Genomic DNA, 17,839 nt, shown 5'->3' with positions numbered 1-17,839 from the left:
ATCTCCTTTCAAATTGCTACCTTACTGACATACGAGTCCTTCCATCATTTTTATCTGTAATATATTCTACATAAAATCCTTGATTCAGTGCGTTTTCATACATCATTTCAATCTCTTCTTGGTTTTTCGCATAAATTTGTATGTAATCACCATCCGCTACTAATACGACTACTTCACACTTACTCTCCTTAAATTCTTCATATGTTTCAATTTCTCCTAGTTCTTCCCCTTTTGGATATGCTTTTAAGTCTACAAATAAAAGATAATATATGTTATCTTTTATTTGTTTTTTTAATTCTGAGCCTTCTATGATCTCTTTATCTTCTGAAAATAATTCCGGACCTAATTCATTCCCTATTATTATATAAGCTTCCTCTCTTCCCACGGCTTGCCAATCAAATACCGTAATATCAATTGGCTTTAACACTTTCCAAAGTAAATTATCATATCCATCTAGAATATCTACTGTAATTCCTCTTTTCATATGTTTCCTCCTAGCTTATTTATTTTTGTTTCATACATTATATATCAAATTTAATTACTATATTTTGTCGATACCTATGTAACTTGTATTTCATCATAAAAAACCGCTCCACTACTAGTGAAACGGTTTCCTTCTGCTTACATTTAAATATCTTATTCAATTGTTGCACTGCGCTTTAAAATAATTTCTAATATATTCACCACATCAGCCATTCATTCTTTATGCTCACTTCGACTTCACAAAGTAATATAAAAACCACACCGCATGATTTTGTTCATCGGCAGCTATTCTGCGCAACAACTCTTTCAGATGTGCATCCGATGTTTCATCTGCAACTTCTAAGTAAAAATCTACAGTCTTTTGCTCATCTTGTATTGCGAATTCTAATCCTTGTAAGTACATATTCGGACATTCTTCCGTAATTTGTGGTTTCGGTTGCTGACCAGTTAAATTCGTATAGATCTGTACAAACTGATGAAAATGCTTCATTTCATCGTTACGAATTTCAAGAATTTGATTTCGTTCCGCCGGATTTGGAGCCATGTTGGCTAATTTCGCATAGCAATTTATAGCACTAAACTCTCCATTAATTGCTTTCTCAATATCACGAATCAACTTATCATTTTGCCTATACCAATCATAATAATTCGAATTATACATCGTATCTCCTCCATTATTTCGCATAACATTTTATGCAATTTGAAATAGCAGGAGCATGTATATAAAAGGAAACCACATCTTCTATTCCCTTTAAAATATAGAAAAACCTATCCTCCTTGATTTCCCTATAAGTTAATAAAAAGCAAAAAACGCTTCACTCCTAGTGAAACGTTTTTATCTTTTATGCGTGTAATTCCGTTTTATGTTCCTTTATTACACTACGTTTTAAAGCAGTTGCTAGAATAATAACCATACTTACCACACCAATCCAAACGAGTACAGTAAGAGGAGTATTCCAAGCTAATCCTTTTCCGAAGAAGAAGATTTCTCTTAGCCCTTCTATCATAAATCGCATCGGTAACCAGGAGTAAATCCAGTCTTGATAAAATGGAGACATCATTTCAGGCGCTAGCGCCAATAGCGGTGCACCAAAGAAAAGTAACAGTGCAAATAACCCGATTCCCTTTAATCCAACTAATGAAAGGACCGCAGAAATCATTAAGAAGAAACTAAGTGATGTAATGGATAAAAATAGAGCCGTATCCGTGAAATCCGAGAGATTTAATCCTACCATTCCGTCCGCGATCCACGTTAGTCCAAATCCAATTACAAGCGCCGCGATAGCTCCTGTTACTATTTGTTTTATTTTTAATACGAAGTTTTCTTTTCGTGTACTAATCGGCATTTTACTTATCGCAATAAAGATGATTGCTGCACTCGCTAAACTTGCGATCCATAAAGGTTGGAATAAAGAAATTGGCGAGTTACCGTTTGCACTATTTTTGCCAATTTCATTTACATTTGTCACTTTCTTCGTAATCGGTGTTACTAATTTCGAAACTTGATCCGTTGTTAATGTAGTCCCTTTTGCTTTAAATCCTTCTAATAGCTGAGTACGAACGTTATTGTTCATATTATCAACTACGCCATTTAACATTTGTCCTGCCATAGTTGATGCCGCTGTATTCATTCCTTGATTTATTAATATTTCTACCTCTGGTGAAGATGGCTGTGGTGTTCGTAGCGATGCTTGTTTTGCGCTAAAGTCTTTCGGAATGACTAACGCTGCATAATACTCTTGATTATTTAAACCTTTTTGAACGGATTCTTTATTTTTTACTTCCACCCACTTTACCACGGGTTCTTCATCTGTTTTTGATGTTTTTTTGATCATATCAACAATTGTTTGCCCCATATTCATTTTAGCTTGATTCGGAATTTCCACTCCTTGATCCTCATTTGCAATTGCGATTGGCAAGTTTTTCGGCTTAGGTTGAACGGTTGGAAATAATGTTAATGAAAAAATAAAAACAACAAGTAGTGCAATAACTGGTGATAACAATAAAAGTTTGTTTTTAAACATTTTCTTTTATCCTCCTTTAATTTGATTTATAATAACCAACAACGTGTTGTTTATTTATATTTTGAATTATATGTTTAAGTTAAATCTTATACAATAATCAAAAATCGTGAATGTGTCGGTTATAAGACACTTTCTTTAAATGTGTTGGAAAAAATTAAGGAGGGACATGCTTTGCGCGATAGTAATTTAGATTTACGTGTTATTCGTACGAAAACTGCCATACGAAATGCATTGGTGGAGTTAATTGAGGAAAAAGGCTTTGACGCCATTACAGTGAAAGATATTACTATGAAAGCAAACATAAACCGTGGTACTTTTTATGCGCACTATCAAGACAAATTTGATTTAATGACGAAATGCCAAGAGGAATTTATGCATGAGTTTTCTAGCATTGCCAAACAGAAACTTCCGGAAGTTATTGCTGAACTTGGATCAAATCCTTCTCCAACAATGCCGTTTGTACTTATCGCTTCTATCCTTGAATTTTTAAATGAAAATAGTGATTTTATGAAAGCTGTACTAAGCCCAAAAGGAGATTTATCTTTTCAAACAAAATTGAAAGACTTTATGTGGAAAACACTATTTGAAGATACGAATGGTGCTCTCATTAATAAGGAAAATTTACTCGTTCCAAGCCAATACTTAGCTTCTTATATGGCATCTGCTCATATAGGCGTCATTCAGCAATGGTTAAATAATGGACAAAAAGAAACACCTGAGGAAATTGCTCGTATTTTATCAACAATCGCAGTTCATGGACCTTTCTATGCAGCTGGCTTAAAGAAATAAGCTTGCCTGCATAGAAACATGCTTTAATCAATCTGAACATCAACAAACTTCTAAATGAAATGTATGGCTGAGTAGTTACTATTATTTTTACTAATAACTTGAAATTTATGTTCCTATGAAAAAAGCTGTTGAAAGGAATCCCCTTCAACAGCTTCTCCATTATTAACGATATAAACGAACTGCACCTGCAGTATTATCATCTGCTTGTCCAACTACTTCAAATTTCAATCCAAACTTCGGTAATTTACGTCCTGCATCTGGGATTAAATCGTTCATATACGATTTAGAATCATCAAACTTCGTTACACCTGGTAACCCTTTGTAATCATATGTTCCGCGTGTTGGAGATACAACTTTCCATGCTGGCGTTTGGTTAAAGGAGAACGCAGCATCTGCGATTTGGTATCGTGTACTATTTTTAACAGTTGGTTTGCCGTTTAGCGTTCCAACAATTGCCTCTGGGTGAGAGTCAACAACCCCTAAGAAACCTTCGCCTGGATGAATACCAACCCAATTATCTGTAAAGCTAGAGTCTGCATACCACACAACAAGACCTGTATTATACGGTACACCATTGCTATATTTTAACGCTTGATCAGCACCAGCGTGGTTTCTCCACTCTAAATAGTAGTTATGTTTCTTCTTATCAAAACCGTTTGCTGTAACGAAACCATTTAATTTTAATTTCGCTTCGCCTTCTGCATCATCAGAGAACACAACATTTCCATCTACAGTTAATGTAGCGTTATCAAGAGTAAAACCGTTCGGTGCTAAACCACCATCTGTAATGTATTCGAATACTAGTTTTACTTTTTGTCCTTTAAATTGGCTTAAGTCATATGACTTATCTACCCATTTACCATCTGTTGTGTCTAGACCATTTTTCACATTCTTTTCACCAATGCGGTCCACTAACGTTTTCTTACCATCCTCTGTCACTGCATGTACTTCAAGGAAATCATAATCTGTTTCAATTTCATACAATGATTTGTAATCAAACTTCGCCATTGTTGCATTTGTTAAATCAAACACTGGCGTTTCTATTGTTGTATGAAGATTATCGCCTTTTGTACTATAGTAATATTTCTTACCGAATGCAGGCTGAATACCTTTTACATCTTTATCTGGTAAATTAACGCGAATCAGGCCAGGACGATTTGATTTCGTTACACTTTGATCTAAGTACGTCGCCAAACCGATACCGCGATTTAATTTATCATAGTCAACCTCTACAATATTTGCCCAGTTTCCACCCATGTTCTTTTGAAAGAACTCTTTGTTTTGCGGAGAGAAACTCGGTGGCGTTGAACCTGCAATTTTACCAGCCCAGCTGCCGCCGCTCATAACAGACCAAGAGTTAATTGGCTCACCTGCTCCTGAATACTTCGTATCATACTCATCTGGAAGACCTAAATCATGACCAAATTCATGTGCGAATACACCAACTGCTCCGTCTTCCGGCTCAATTGTGTAGTCATATGCTGCCATTTTACCGCCCCAGTTATCAACATTTGCTTTTGTTCCTTCAATTGGATATGGTGTTCCAAGGTTCCAGCGATGTGACCAAATTGCGTCATCACCTAGTCTACCACCGCCTCCATCTTGCCCAACTCCAGCGTGAATAACCATTAAGTGATCAATAAGACCATCTGATTCGTTTTTATTGCCATCACCATTATTGTCATATTGATCGTATTGGTCAAATTCTGATAAATCAATACCACTTTCTACAGCTGCATTTAATGCCTCTTTTACAAAATCACGAGGTCCTTTTGGTCCTTTATTATCATGACCGCCATCTCCTGCATCTGCACCATAATCCGCTGCTGTACCCGGAACTGTCAACCACTTTGTTACTGTCCCATCGACTGTATAACTACCACCAGATTGCTCTTCATAATATTGTTTAAATGTTGGGACTTTTGAACCATCAAAGAGTGTAAACGGCTCATTACCAAATAACATTTTTTGATAATGTTCTGGATTAAAATCATTTGAATACATATAACCTGGTACTTGATCAATATTGTTATGCTTAAAGTCAGCAAACTCTACTAGCAATACAAGAACTTTATCTTTACGAACATCACCGTTATATTGTTTTTGCTTCGCTGAAGTAGTTGGTACTTTGCCGTTTAATCCCCCTTTAGCCGGCTCTTGTCCAGCTACCGGGCCACTAACAGGTTGATTTGCTTTTTCTTTCTCATCTGTTTTTGCATCTTTAACTTTTTTCAAAAAGTCAGAAGCTTCTCTCGTAACACTGTCCCCCGCTGCTGGTTCTTTTCCAGCATTTTCGCCTTTTTTCTTCTCTACGTATTTTTCAACAGCTTTTAATGTGTCTGCTTTCGACGTAGATTCACTAATTACACCGCGTTTCTTGAGCGCATCTGCTAAACGCTCCTCTGGAATTAAATTTTCATCAATTGGACTTAAAGCTCCTACACTAGACGGCGTTGCCGCATAAACAGATTGACTACCAAATCCAAATGTGCAACTAAGCACAGCTGTCGCCGCAAGCATAGACAGCACTTTAAAAGGCCTTTTCTTCATCCCTATTCCTCCCCAATATTAAATACGTTACAACGTTTATATAATAAAGAATATTCTAATAATTTGCAATATACTGTCTTAATTTGTAATATTTTTGAAAATATTCTTTGTTTTAGATTGATATACATTCTGATTCATCGATATTTATGGTTGCTTCTTGCATGTGAATTCGAATCGTGGCATGTATGTTTTCTTCTACGACAAGGACATTCAAAGAAATCCAATCCATATGCTCATTTTTATTTTGATTTTCAGTTTCAGGTGATAGCGGCTGGCTAAAAAATGGCTCTGTTAAAGGGAAATGTTCATATTTGAGAACTCTCCTGAAACTAAGTATAATAAGAACAAACATTCGGTTGTGGCGAGGTTGAGCAAAGCGTTCAGAAATTTATTAAAACATATCGACAAATTATCCCACATAGAAAAAGAGCGAGTGTTTCCATGGATAAAACGTTATGTAGAGCTTTCTTCCTCTGTCGGTGCAAGTGTTGTAGTAAAACATTTACTGATACAACGAATACCGTTCTTGACCATACTCGAAAAGGTGACGAATGGATTACATTTGTTGATAGTTGCAGTAACGAAAGCACTAAACACAATATAAAAGAGTTTCTCCTATCGTCATTTTTGTATGAAATGATTGATACGTATGAGAGCTTACGTTTATCTAAGTTTATCGTGTAATTGTTAATTCTTATGTAATAAAAAATAATTATCGTTTACTCCTTAAAATGGTAAAATCATATTTGGAGATGTAATTGTGAAAAAATTCAGTACATTGTCAATAATCTTGATGTTTATAGGGCTATTATTATTCGGATTAAATTGGATAATAGATGGATATTCTGAACCGCTTGTCCTTTTTAGTTTTATTTCTTTTTTAGTTGGAATTGTACTAAGTTTTATAGCAGTTGCTAAACGGGAAAAAGGAACATTGAAATTCATATCACTTATTTCTTTCTTCATTGTGATGTTTTTAATTACTTGGTTTGAACCATTTCAGGTACTTCGAATTATTACTTGGCTAAAAAATGTTTCTTAACAGCGAAAAAGTCGAAAGTATAAAAACGGGAAACCCAAATATAAGGGTAACTAACTGTTACGATTTATTTAACCAATTATAACCAAAGTTAATTAAATATATCAGTAAGCCCTGCTAGTCAAGTGATTGGCTAGTAGGGAGGTTTAACTGCGGGCAATCACTAAAGCTGATTGAACTACAGCGTGGCTAGAAATGGTGAGCGTGAATGTTGCGAAAGCAGAAAAAATCAATCAGATGATTAAGGAGTTGACTTCTGATGATATTGGCGAAGAAAGTCAGACTGATTCCAACGCCTGAACAAGAAAAAGTGCTTAGAAATCATGCTGGAGCTTCAAGATTCGCTTATAACTATTGTAAAAAAATGAGTGATAGATACTATCAGCTATTTGGAAAATCTGTTTCACAGTTAGATTTACAGAAACGATTTACAAAGATCAAGAAGCGAAAGCGATATGAGTGGTTAAATGACATCAACGCACAAGTTCCAAAACAGGCTTCAAAAGATTTTGACAAGGCGCGAAAAAATTCGTTCAAAAAGTACAAAAATGGCTATCATACTTCTTATAAATCCAAAAAAGATTTAATTCAAGGATTTTATGCCAATTATGAAAGACTGATTATAGGAAAGAAAGTAGTTGATATTCAGTCTATTGGAGAAGTGAAAACAAGCCAACAACTACCAAGAAACAAAAAACCATCAAATCCAAGAGTTACATTTGATGGTCGTCACTGGTGGATTAGTGTAGGGTTCCAAGAAGACTTTGAATCACAAGAACTAACAAATGAGTCGATTGGTGTGGATGTTGGTTTAAAAGAGCTGTTTGTAGCTTCTAATGGTACGAAAGAACGAAATATAAACAAAGATGCTAAGGTTAAAAAACTTTTGAAAAGGAAAAAGTCAGCACAAAGAGATATGTCTAGGAGATTTAAAAAAGGTGTAAAAATTCAATCTGCCGGATATGAAAAAGCCAAAACTGAGCACCTTCGGTTATCTAGGAAAATTACGAATATCCGAAATAACCATATCCATCAAGCAACAGCTAGCTTGGTGAAAATCAAAACAATGAGGATTGTTGTGGAAGACTTACATATCTCAAACCTGTTAAAAAACAAAAAATTATCGAAAGCATTTTCATTTCAAAAATTAAACTTCTTCTTTCAATGTTTGTCATACAAGTGCGAGAAGTACGGCATTGAATATGTAAAAGCTGATAAATGGTTCGCTTCAAGCAAGATTTGCTCATGTTGCGGAGTTAAATACGACCATTCAGTTCAATCAGAAGGACAGTGGAGTTTAAAGATTCGTGAATGGGACTGTGTTCAATGCAATAGTCATCACGATAGGGATTTAAATGCTTCGATAAATTTATCAAGATGGGTAAAATAAATGCTTGATAATATGAGGTAACGATACTGCCTCGTGTGGAGTGTTATACCCCTCGTCCCTTCGGGGTTGCGAGAACACTTTGAAGCACTAACTTGTGTAAATTTGATTGAATTGTATGGATTTAGTTAAGTTTATCGTATCGGTTTCCCTCTAATTTACTCGATTATCAACACTAAATTTAACAGAGCCAAAAAAATAAAAGATCATCCACTACATATAGCGAATGATCTTTTTAACTACAGTATCTCAATATACCCTTCTGTTCCATGTACCCGAATTCGTTGCCCATCTTTTATTAGTTTCGTAGCATTCTCTACTCCGACGACTGCTGGTAATCCATATTCACGTGCAATAACTGCTCCATGTGTCATCAGTCCGCCAACTTCGGTGACTAACCCTTTTATAGACACAAATAACGGTGTCCAGCCAGGATCAGTAAATGCGGTAACTAATATATCTCCATCTTCTAAATTCGCTTCTTCCATGTTTAAAATAACGCGAGCTCTCCCCTCAATCACTCCAGAAGAAACAGGCAGGCCTATAATCGCTTCGGCCGGGAGATTTTCTCGTTTATACTTCCCTGTAATGATTTCTCCATCAGACGTAATAACACGCGGAGGCGTTAGTTTTTCATATAATTTGTACTCATTTTTCCGTTTATGAATAATCTCGTAATCCAGTTTATTCGTACGGACAACTTCGTGAAGTTCTTCAAAAGTCAGATAGTATATATCTTCTATTTCATGAATAACGCTATTTTGCACGAGTTGCTCGGCTTCTTTCAATATTGCCTGCTTATATATGAAGTATCGATTAATCATGCCGTATTTTGGATATTCACGATAACCGATAAAATTCCGGATGTTACGAATCATTCGCTTCGTCTCTTCTATTTTTTGTTTACCATCCGGCAAGTGCTGCAATCGCTCTACTAACTCTTCTTCTTTTTTCAAAGCTTCCTGCAGCCCTGCTTCAAATTTACGTTTACCAGCACCAATTTCAAAATCTCTTATGTTACTTAAAATCATCGGGATAATTGTAGTTGGCTTTTCACTCCAGCGCGTTTTTGTGATATCGATTTCTCCGCTACATCTCATTCCGTATTTATTCAGAAAAGCATAGATTGCATCTCGTGCTTTATCCCCGCCTTCAAACTTAACTAGCTCATCTAAAAAACTGTCATCTTCTATATGCTGTAAATACGAGATGACTTCTGGATATGGCCGAATCACATCTGCAACATCCAATAATGCTAGCCCCATTTCTGACGTAATATTATTTTGTACAGATTGTGATAGTGTGTCTGCTACGTTTTTTTCACCTAGCCATTGCTCCATCTTTTCATTGATCCATGATGAAGCATTCATACCTGCCATAAGGACAGCCATACTTTGCGGGTGAAATAATATTTTCTTTAATTGCTGGATATCTTCTAAAATAAAATCAAGTACATCCAGCCCTGATTTCGTTTGAATGTTTTGTTTTAACTCTTCGATCGATGCTTGATTATTCTTTATTAAATCCATAACGATTGCCGGATCGTTTTCGATTTGTGGTTGTGAACTTGCAGGTGGCATACTTTTACCAAGGCTCTTTTCTTTTTCATCATCCGGTAACAATTTGATAAAATCATCTCGCTCTATTACAGTCGTTAATGCATCTTTAATAAGCGGCTCCGAGTTCCCTATTGTATTTAATAAAAGTTCTCTACTAGCAGGCGAAGCCAATCTTTGTGCAACATCAACAAACAACCTTCCTCCAGCTTGAAACCTCGGTCCAAAGGATGTTAACTGGAATAAAGACATTCCTAATGGCTTCAAAGGATCCGTCATCATTTGTTGGTGACCAACCGATACATACACATGATTTTCCTGATCATTTACTTCTGGAATTGGATATAAAGTCGTTATCGGTCTGCTTTGGACAATATAAAATGTATCATCAACTAAACACCATTCAATATCTTGCGGACAACCAAAATAAGCTTCAATCTGTCTTCCAATCTGTGCTAGTTGTAATATTTGTTGTTCAGATAGTGTTTGAATCTTTTGCTGAGTCGGATCAATCTGCCCTGTCTCTGTTCCGCCCTCTTTTAAGGCATAGATAGCCAATTTTTTAGTTGCGATCATCTTCCCGGCGATTTCGCCTTCTTTTACTTTATAATTATCGGCAGAGACCAGTCCTGATACTAATGCCTCACCAAGCCCAAAACTGGCATCGATCGATACCACCTTTCGGTTACAAGAAATCGGGTCAGCAGTAAATAAAATTCCCGAAGCCTGCGGGAAAACCATTCTTTGAACGACAACACATATAGAAACTTGGCTATGTTCAAAACCATTTTGCATGCGGTACATGACTGCCCGATCTGTAAATAAAGAAGCCCAGCACTTTCTTACATGCTGCAAGATTGCTTCTTTTCCGATAATATTTAAATACGTATCTTGTTGACCAGCAAACGAGGCATATGGTAAATCTTCAGCAGTAGCGCTAGAACGCACTGCATAAGCATGCTCATTTCCAAAACGAGAGAGATAACGAGCTACCGCTTCCACTACATCAGAAGGAATTTCTACTGCCATAATGGTTTCTCTAATCTTCTTACTGATTTCACCAATTTGAGCCCGGTCTTCAATTTTTAACATTGCTAATTGAGTCAACAAAGCTTGAAACGCTTCATTTTGTTCGATGGCTTTTTCATATCCTATCGTTGTAACACAAAACCCTTCTGGCACTTGTATCCCTTGAATATTTGATAATCCCCCTAAATTCAATCCTTTTCCGCCAACGAGCGAAAGCTGTGTTTTTTCTATTTCCTGAAAATCGAGAACGAAAGAACTCATTCGGCACCTCTCCTTACTGTTCATGTGCTATTGATTGTAGCAGTAGTAAATGAGAATAAACAGTCTATTTCGAACGTTAATTACATGATATAATTAAGTTAGGAAGAGATATTTCCCCCTCTAATTCACCTCAATTACATCACCAAACTTAAACATTCTTTTATTATGAAAAGCATCCGTAATCCAATCCGTACAATCCGTACAATCCGTACAAGTAATCGTCTCATTTATTGGATTAATATCAACTACTGTTATGTAATTTTTATATAGATAGCCATCTTTATAATATGTAAGTAAAACCTCTTCTTCACCTAAAAATGAACATAGCAGCTTATTTTCAATCATTTCCTTTGCATCCTGCGTTAAGATTGGACGCGGGACTTTCGTTTGCTCACTTATAATTTCTTTAATAGCTACAAACTGCTCTGGCATACTAGCAAACGGTTGCCACTTCACCATATTATCAAGACATTTTTCAAATTATTGTAGCGATATTAATCCCTCTATCTTTTTACACATATCTTCATACATAATTCTCCTTATAACAGATTTCTATATTTTAAAATTTGATAAGTAATTATTACGTTTCGATATGCTTAGAAAATTCAGGTACATATATAAGTTATTTTTAATACACTGGGATTTTATATGCAAATGAGTACCTTTACAGTTATGTTTAAATACAATGGTATGAGTAGTTACCATTATATTTAAGCGTTCGTTATAACTACCAGTATGAAATATCATAAATAATGAAGGACAATGTTAAAGAATTGATTGGGTATGGCGAACGGATTCCACACTCTTATAAGGATTTCCCTATAATTTTATTTTGGAGTCACAGAAGCGGTTGCACTTCCCTGACGAATTGGGTTTTCTTCCAAATTGGGTTATATGAGGAAGTAATGAAATATGCACCGTTCATTCATTACTATGAATCTGAAATATACAAAAATAAAATTGATTACTACACAAATTTAGAAATATATAATGACGATTTTGAAGCATATGGATATAAAAAGAATGAAATTAATTTTTAACTAATATACCTATAACCCCCACTATGCATAGAGTCTCTTTAAAAACGAAAACCACTATTAAAAGCCAGCGGTATGGAAGGGGAATTACAATGAGTATTTCTATTATAATGATGGGTTTCATCATAGGGGGATTGGTTGGAGTAACAGGGATAGGTGGGGCCGCATTACTGACTCCATTTCTTCTAACATTAGGTATAAGTCCTTCTGTAGCTGTTGGAACTGATCTAGTATATAACTCTATTACTAAAATGTTTGGAATATCCCAACACTGGAAACAGAAGACCATCAATTTTAGACTAGTAAAATATCTAGCTATTGGGAGTATACCTAGTGCAATTATCGCAGTAGTAACGATTCATTTCTTACCGATCTTTCACTATAGTCGAGAAGGAATTATAAAGTATATATTAGGATATGTTCTAATCCTTGCGGCAATTTCTATTTTAATAAAGGCATTTTTCTATAATGAATCTACACAAAATTATTTTCAAAGACAGACTATGGTACAAAAAAAGAGCCTAACAATTCTTATTGGTGCAATACTCGGTTTTATCGTGGGACTTACTTCTGTGGGGTCAGGCTCTTTATTCGCTATTGCAATGATATATTTATATCAACTGAGACCATCCGAGTTAGTAGGCACAGATATTACACATGCTTTTTTATTAGTGACGGTTGCAAGCATACTAAATATGAATTTAGGTAACGTAGATTATCTCTTGTTAATTCATTTACTCATTGGTTCTATCCCAGGTGTCATACTTGGTAGTAAATTCTCCACTAAAATCCCCGTTAAACCCCTTCAAATATTTCTAGCTATCATTATTTGTATCAGTGGACTAAAGTTAGTTATCTCTTATTGAAAGCATTTTATGCTTTTGCTATATAAGAATGGAGGTTCAAAATGGATCATACAGAACTATATAATTTTATATACAAGCAAGGGCGTGTCCCTCATTTCCATAAAGATTTTCCCCTAATCTTATTTTGGAGCCAAAAAAGCGGTTGTACTTCGCTAGCCCACTGGTTTTTTTATCAAATTAATTTATTTAAAGAAGCGATAAAATACAACCCGTTCATTCACAACTATGAGTATGAAGTATATAAAAACTCTACACATTATTTAGCACAATTAGCTAGTGGATTACAAACTAAAGAGAAGAATACTTACAAACTAGTAAGAAATCCTTATAGAAGGGCAGTAAGTTCTTTTGTTGCTCTGATTCCGCCACCAAATTTTGAGAATCCCGCATGGAAACCCATTCGACAATTTCTGTATGGTGATGAAACCTGCAATAAACCCATTTCCTTTAAACTATTTTTGTATTATTTAAAAGCACACATGACCAAATTAGATCAAGTAGATCCTCACTTTACACAACAATATATACAAGGAGAAGAGGAATTCGTTACGAACTATATTTATCTAGAAAATTTCAACACAGGAATTTTGAAACTAGAAGAAGTATATAAATTAAAAAAATCACCATTAGATCTATTATCAAAATCTTGGCATCATCAAAGTAGCAAGATGATTTACAAAGGGATTTATGCAGACGGTGATATCACAACTCCTCTTTTCCCACGATTACCTACTTATGATAGTTTTTATGATGCAGAAACAATTCAGTTGGTTCAAGAGATATTTGCAAAAGATTTTAATATGTATCATTATGATTTAAATTCTTTTCTCTCAAAATAAAAGTGTTCAAAGCCACTGGCTCTATTAAGTGTGTTATCTTAAAACTGATACGACAACATCACATATTTATAAATTTTCATACACTTTTCCTAATTCTTTTTTTAGTTGTGTTTTTAAGTGCTCATTTTCACTTTCTAATAGCTTGTTCTTATGTTTTAAAAGCTACTTTACTCAATAATAAGTTTGGCCCAATACCCATCGTACTTTCAATCCGCGTACGTTCGTATATTTCTCGTTTGAACTTTAATGCGAACTCACACGGATTACTGGCCAACAAATGAATACTTGCAGTCATATCCATGAAAAACTCGTCGATACTATATTGATGAAAATCTTCCGGTGCAACATATTGTAAAGCTAAACCTGTTATGTAAGTTGAACACTTCATATACGTATGCATAATTCGATTCACAATAATAATATCTGGTCGCTTCGGTATCTCATACAGCCTTGCCATCTTCTTTATTCCTAACGCTTTTAATGGCGGTGTTGCTGCTAATACTATCGATCCAATTTGGTAAAAGAGAATGATCATACAAGGTTATCACCCCTAAATAAAGAACATTCGTTCTTTATTTGGGTATTTTCATGAAAATTTTGTTTAAAATAACCGAAATTTAAAAATATGTTTAAGAAAAACTTAAGGAATTTCCCTCTATATTCATAAGAAGTTTTTTCTATACTGAAAAATGTAAATACATAAGAGGAGAAACAATCATGAAGAAATTTTTACTTTGCATAATAGGAATAAGCCTTCCTATATACTTACTACCTTTCATATTACGCGGGGATTTGGACAGATTTAATCCGATTGCTGAAGAAAAAAATGTATACGCCATTGCGAAGGGATATGGCGTTCCAGATTATCATCATAAAGGACGAGCTATGTACTCCCTAAAAGGTGTTGATGAATCAAGGAATGAGAACGAATATAAAGTAGGAACTAGCACCCCTAATGATTTTATAAAAAAAACTTACTTAAAAATTCATGTGAAAGGAAAGTATGTCTATTCTTACGACGTTATTTCTGAAAAGGACATTCCGGAGAAAATAAGGGGGCAATTGGAGATAGAAGATAAAGTGAAACTTTAATCAATGGGAGTCTTACTGCCTGGCAAATAGCGGGATAAATAAAAGAGCCTACTCGTATGAGCTGGCTCTTGATTACCTCTCCTTTGAGGAAGGAGCATTATTTCGGTAAATTTATTAAATGAGTTATCATTGTTTTAATAACCATTGTTCAATTACTTTAACCGTTTCATCTCGTTGTGCTTTTGATGTAATTAAGCTCGCATTATCACCTTTTTGCTCACCATACATGCCAAAATTAGCATGATTCCCCCCTTTTATCATGTGCATAGTTGTATTTTTTGACATTAACTTTTTACTGTTCTCTATTTTTTCTACTGTTGCTAAACCATCTACTTCCCCATAAATTGATAACATTGGAATCGATTTGGTAGAGAAATCATCTGCAGGATAAGAACCTAAGAAAATGATCCCGTCTACCTTTTCTTCATGGTGAAAGGCATACCTAGAAATCATAGCTCCGCCCATTGAATGTCCAGCAACATACCATTTTTGAACTTCAGGATACCTTTCAATTATACTGTCTACTACATTTGTTCCAAGTATCGCTAAGTTTAAAGGTAACTTAGGCATTACTACAAAATGTCCATCTTTTGCAAGAGCTTCCCCCAAGTAACTATAAGACTCAACTTCTACTTTAGCTCCTTGATAAAAAATAATCCCTATTTTAGCCTCTTTCTCTCCAAAAACTATATTATCTTCATCTTTTTTATAATCTACTAACGACAAAGCCTCTTTAGTTGGTTTGTAAGTAAACTGAGACCAAACAAAAAAAGTAATACTTCCCATAATTAAAATACCTAGTAAAGAGTACAGAACAATTTTCATCCATTTCTTCACATATATGCCCTCCCTAAGATGTGTATATTCTATACTTTAAATTATCATTAATATCATTGTCGAATAATCTTTTGTTTTTATTCAAAAAAATACGGTTAGAACAAATAATAAGAGCTCTACATACATAATCAATCTTTCAATTTCTGTAGGGTATTACCACATGACTATCAACTTAAGAACGGAAACTTACGCTTGAACATAATATTAAATTTAGATGAGCAAGGCTATTTCAAGTGAATAGAATCCACTCTTTAAGAATACATAAAATATATATACACAAGCTTAGTCTGATCACTACATCATTAGTGAAAGTAGGATTATATAAATTTCGGAGGAAAAGTTATGCAAAAAAAGGTTCTCCTGTTTACAGATTTGGGGATTGATGATGCTTTTGCTATACTGTACACCTTTTTTCGTAAAGACATTCAACTTGTAGGAATTGTAGCCGATTATGGAAATGTATCAAGAGAAAATGTAATAAGAAATATTAACTATTTGAAGTACATTGCGGGAAGAGAAGAGATACCTGTATTCCTTGGTGCTTCTGTACCATTGACAGGTATCTTGATTCAGTATTTCCCTGAGGTACATGGAAAAGTTGGATTAGGACCTATCATTCCTCCTGAAATTTCATATCCAGTTTATCCTTTAAATGATATTTATCAAGTTGTAGAATCAAATTTAGAAGATCTTACAATTATCAATTTAGGAAGACTTTCTTCGCTAGCTACGACTTTTGTATTGAATTTAGAAACAATGCGAAACGTAAGAGAATGCATTTGCATGGGGGGAGCTTTTTTCTATCCAGGTAACGTAACTGCTGTAGCTGAAGCTAACTTTTACGCCGATCCTTATGCAGCAAACTTAATTCTGCAGCATGCAAAGAACTTGACAATTATCCCTTTAAATGTGACTCAACATGCAATTGTTACACCCGAAATGGTCCAGCAAATCGATACATTTCATCGGAATACACAGGATCTTGCAGGACTCATCATCAAGCCTATGTTAGACTATTATTATAATTTCTATTCCAAGTCTAATCCTGGTATAAGTGGAAGCCCTATGCATGATTTTGTAACAGTGTGGTATTTGCTGAATCAAGAGGCTGTTGGCCTTTTAAGAGTACCCATTAAAATAATTCCTGATCAAGGAGAAGCGTTTGGTCAAAGTATTGCAGACTTTCGTTTTGTTACTAATCCAGGCTATAAAACGCATAATGTAGCTTTTCAGTTTGATTATGAAAGATTCAAGAAGGATATTATGGAAACGTTCTTACAGAAGAGAGTGTAAGCGTCATTCGTATTCACCTTTAAATAACCAGCGACTTCGTTATTAAAATAAATAAAAAAGAATTGCGAAGAAAGATTGGCTAATTCGTTTTCTAATTGTTTTAAGTTAAATGCCTTTTCCAAATAAGCATTCATATTTTCGGGTGAATTTTGATGCTTAAATGTTTCATAACCTGTTATGTAATTTGAACATTTCATATATGTATGCATAATCGGATTCATAATAATAACATCTGGCCGCTTTGGTATATCCTACAACCTTGTCAGCTTCTTTACTCCTAACGCTTTTAATAACTACGTTGCCGCTAATACGATTGATCAACTCCGGTTTACATCTCCTACGACAACCAATTTTTGAATAACTGGGATAAACTACTTTTTTAATACATGACACGCTCGCTCGCATAAAAATTACGAAGATCTACAAAGAGAATAATACAATTTAGTAAAAGAAAAATAATCATACAAGATTATCACTCCTAGCAAAGGAATGTTTATTCTTTCAAAAGATATTTCCATGAAAACTTTGGTTGCAAAATCGTACTTTAAAAATCTTTTTAAGAAAAACTTAATTAAAAACTCATATAAAAAGCAGGTATATTTACTCGTATGAGGATATTTCTGAAAAGGATTTTGCTGAGAAAATAAGGGGACAATTGTAACATAATAGTAGAGTAGAAAACTGAAACAGATTTTATTTTCTTTAGGGGTGGCTTTGCCATCCCTTTTTCTGTTTCAGCTTCCCCTCATCAAACCGT

General features: G+C 34.8%; 14 protein-coding genes and 5 pseudogenes. 10 read left to right on the top strand and 9 right to left on the bottom strand.

Annotation, left to right across the window (positions count from 1 at the left end; genetic code table 11):
• Positions 1-16: 16 nt before the first annotated feature.
• From MKX77_RS09015 to MKX77_RS09005, 3 genes are all read right to left on the bottom strand, one after another.
• The gene (locus tag MKX77_RS09015) at positions 17-484 is read right to left on the bottom strand and encodes a DUF2691 family protein (protein WP_341306374.1); all 468 of its coding nucleotides are present in this window, start codon (positions 482-484) and stop codon (positions 17-19) included.
• 225 nt (positions 485-709) lie between these two features.
• Positions 710-1,144, bottom strand: coding sequence for a ferritin-like domain-containing protein (locus MKX77_RS09010; RefSeq protein WP_341306373.1), 435 nt, complete (start codon positions 1,142-1,144; stop codon positions 710-712).
• A 181-nt stretch (positions 1,145-1,325) separates the two neighbouring features.
• Positions 1,326-2,507, bottom strand: coding sequence for a YhgE/Pip domain-containing protein (locus MKX77_RS09005; protein ID WP_341306372.1), 1,182 nt, complete (start codon positions 2,505-2,507; stop codon positions 1,326-1,328).
• 171 nt (positions 2,508-2,678) lie between these two features.
• Between MKX77_RS09005 and MKX77_RS09000 the strand changes: the two genes are divergently transcribed.
• Positions 2,679-3,296 carry a TetR/AcrR family transcriptional regulator gene (locus tag MKX77_RS09000; protein ID WP_341306371.1) on the top strand — a complete coding sequence of 206 codons (618 nt, stop codon included), beginning with the start codon at positions 2,679-2,681 and terminating at the stop codon, positions 3,294-3,296.
• Positions 3,297-3,458: 162 nt separating this feature from the next.
• Here the strand turns inward: MKX77_RS09000 and MKX77_RS08995 are convergent, their stop codons facing one another.
• Positions 3,459-5,846 carry an immune inhibitor A domain-containing protein gene (locus MKX77_RS08995; RefSeq protein WP_341306370.1) on the bottom strand — a complete coding sequence of 796 codons (2,388 nt, stop codon included), beginning with the start codon at positions 5,844-5,846 and terminating at the stop codon, positions 3,459-3,461.
• A 367-nt stretch (positions 5,847-6,213) separates the two neighbouring features.
• On the opposite strand from MKX77_RS08995, the pseudogene MKX77_RS08990 reads away from it, so the two are divergent.
• From MKX77_RS08990 to MKX77_RS08980, 3 genes and pseudogenes are all read left to right on the top strand, one after another.
• Positions 6,214-6,416, top strand: a pseudogene (locus MKX77_RS08990) (IS1595 family transposase); the annotation flags it as partial.
• Positions 6,417-6,606: 190 nt separating this feature from the next.
• On the top strand, positions 6,607-6,888 hold the full coding sequence (locus MKX77_RS08985; protein WP_341306369.1) for a hypothetical protein: 282 nt from the start codon (positions 6,607-6,609) through the stop codon (positions 6,886-6,888).
• A 256-nt stretch (positions 6,889-7,144) separates the two neighbouring features.
• Entirely contained in the window at positions 7,145-8,275 is a 1,131-nt protein-coding gene (locus MKX77_RS08980) for an RNA-guided endonuclease InsQ/TnpB family protein (protein WP_341306368.1), read from the top strand.
• Between the two features lie 236 nt (positions 8,276-8,511).
• Here MKX77_RS08980 and ppsA read toward each other — a convergent pair whose 3' ends face one another.
• On the bottom strand, positions 8,512-11,118 hold the full coding sequence (gene ppsA / locus MKX77_RS08975) for a phosphoenolpyruvate synthase (protein ID WP_341306367.1): 2,607 nt from the start codon (positions 11,116-11,118) through the stop codon (positions 8,512-8,514).
• 120 nt (positions 11,119-11,238) lie between these two features.
• A complete protein-coding gene (locus tag MKX77_RS08970; protein ID WP_341306366.1) occupies positions 11,239-11,577 on the bottom strand; it encodes a YolD-like family protein in 339 nt (112 codons plus the stop codon).
• A gap of 293 nt (positions 11,578-11,870) precedes the next feature.
• Here MKX77_RS08970 and MKX77_RS08965 point away from each other — a divergent pair.
• The 3 genes and pseudogenes from MKX77_RS08965 to MKX77_RS08955 all read left to right on the top strand — a co-directional run.
• A pseudogene (locus tag MKX77_RS08965) lies at positions 11,871-12,101 on the top strand (sulfotransferase family 2 domain-containing protein); the annotation flags it as partial.
• A gap of 146 nt (positions 12,102-12,247) precedes the next feature.
• Positions 12,248-13,021, top strand: coding sequence for a sulfite exporter TauE/SafE family protein (locus MKX77_RS08960; RefSeq protein WP_341306365.1), 774 nt, complete (start codon positions 12,248-12,250; stop codon positions 13,019-13,021).
• A gap of 41 nt (positions 13,022-13,062) precedes the next feature.
• The gene (locus tag MKX77_RS08955) at positions 13,063-13,860 is read left to right on the top strand and encodes a sulfotransferase family 2 domain-containing protein (RefSeq protein WP_341306364.1); all 798 of its coding nucleotides are present in this window, start codon (positions 13,063-13,065) and stop codon (positions 13,858-13,860) included.
• 160 nt (positions 13,861-14,020) lie between these two features.
• Here MKX77_RS08955 and MKX77_RS08950 read toward each other — a convergent pair.
• Positions 14,021-14,371, bottom strand: a pseudogene (locus MKX77_RS08950) (Y-family DNA polymerase); the annotation flags it as partial.
• 206 nt (positions 14,372-14,577) lie between these two features.
• Between MKX77_RS08950 and MKX77_RS08945 the strand changes: the two are divergent.
• Positions 14,578-14,952 carry a YxeA family protein gene (locus MKX77_RS08945; protein WP_215553536.1) on the top strand — a complete coding sequence of 125 codons (375 nt, stop codon included), beginning with the start codon at positions 14,578-14,580 and terminating at the stop codon, positions 14,950-14,952.
• Between the two features lie 126 nt (positions 14,953-15,078).
• Here the strand turns inward: MKX77_RS08945 and MKX77_RS08940 are convergent, their stop codons facing one another.
• The gene (locus MKX77_RS08940) at positions 15,079-15,789 is read right to left on the bottom strand and encodes an alpha/beta hydrolase (protein ID WP_341306363.1); all 711 of its coding nucleotides are present in this window, start codon (positions 15,787-15,789) and stop codon (positions 15,079-15,081) included.
• Positions 15,790-16,131: 342 nt separating this feature from the next.
• Between MKX77_RS08940 and MKX77_RS08935 the strand changes: the two genes are divergently transcribed.
• A complete protein-coding gene (locus MKX77_RS08935) occupies positions 16,132-17,082 on the top strand; it encodes a nucleoside hydrolase (protein ID WP_341306362.1) in 951 nt (316 codons plus the stop codon).
• Here the strand turns inward: MKX77_RS08935 and MKX77_RS08930 are convergent.
• Positions 17,082-17,303, bottom strand: a pseudogene (locus tag MKX77_RS08930) (hypothetical protein); the annotation flags it as partial. The gene MKX77_RS08935 and the pseudogene MKX77_RS08930 sit on opposite strands and share 1 nt — an antisense overlap.
• A 350-nt stretch (positions 17,304-17,653) precedes the next feature.
• Here MKX77_RS08930 and MKX77_RS30635 point away from each other — a divergent pair.
• Positions 17,654-17,743 (top strand): annotated as a pseudogene (locus MKX77_RS30635) (YxeA family protein); the annotation flags it as partial.
• Between the last annotated feature and the right edge of the window lie 96 nt (positions 17,744-17,839).

It is taken from the genome of Bacillus sp. FSL R9-9410, assembly GCF_038050385.1.
Taxonomy (GTDB): Bacteria; Bacillota; Bacilli; order Bacillales; family Bacillaceae_G; genus Bacillus_A; species Bacillus_A cereus_U.
The sequence above is the reverse complement of the archived record's forward strand: the minus strand, read 5'-3'. Positions and strand labels throughout refer to the sequence as shown.

Excerpts from the sequence above, each read along its gene's own strand:
- MKX77_RS08935 (WP_341306362.1), top strand. The coding sequence starts at position 16,132 with ATGCAAAAAAAGGTTCTCCTGTTTACAGATTTGGGGATTGATGATGCT.
- MKX77_RS09005 (WP_341306372.1), bottom strand. The coding sequence starts at position 2,507 with ATGTTTAAAAACAAACTTTTATTGTTATCACCAGTTATTGCACTACTT.
- MKX77_RS08955 (WP_341306364.1), top strand. The coding sequence starts at position 13,063 with ATGGATCATACAGAACTATATAATTTTATATACAAGCAAGGGCGTGTC.
- MKX77_RS08980 (WP_341306368.1), top strand. The coding sequence starts at position 7,145 with ATGATATTGGCGAAGAAAGTCAGACTGATTCCAACGCCTGAACAAGAA.
- MKX77_RS09010 (WP_341306373.1), bottom strand. The coding sequence starts at position 1,144 with ATGTATAATTCGAATTATTATGATTGGTATAGGCAAAATGATAAGTTG.
- ppsA (WP_341306367.1), bottom strand. The coding sequence starts at position 11,118 with ATGAGTTCTTTCGTTCTCGATTTTCAGGAAATAGAAAAAACACAGCTT.
- MKX77_RS08970 (WP_341306366.1), bottom strand. The coding sequence starts at position 11,577 with ATGGTGAAGTGGCAACCGTTTGCTAGTATGCCAGAGCAGTTTGTAGCT.
- MKX77_RS08960 (WP_341306365.1), top strand. The coding sequence starts at position 12,248 with ATGAGTATTTCTATTATAATGATGGGTTTCATCATAGGGGGATTGGTT.
- MKX77_RS08945 (WP_215553536.1), top strand. The coding sequence starts at position 14,578 with ATGAAGAAATTTTTACTTTGCATAATAGGAATAAGCCTTCCTATATAC.
- MKX77_RS09015 (WP_341306374.1), bottom strand. The coding sequence starts at position 484 with ATGAAAAGAGGAATTACAGTAGATATTCTAGATGGATATGATAATTTA.
- MKX77_RS08995 (WP_341306370.1), bottom strand. The coding sequence starts at position 5,846 with ATGAAGAAAAGGCCTTTTAAAGTGCTGTCTATGCTTGCGGCGACAGCT.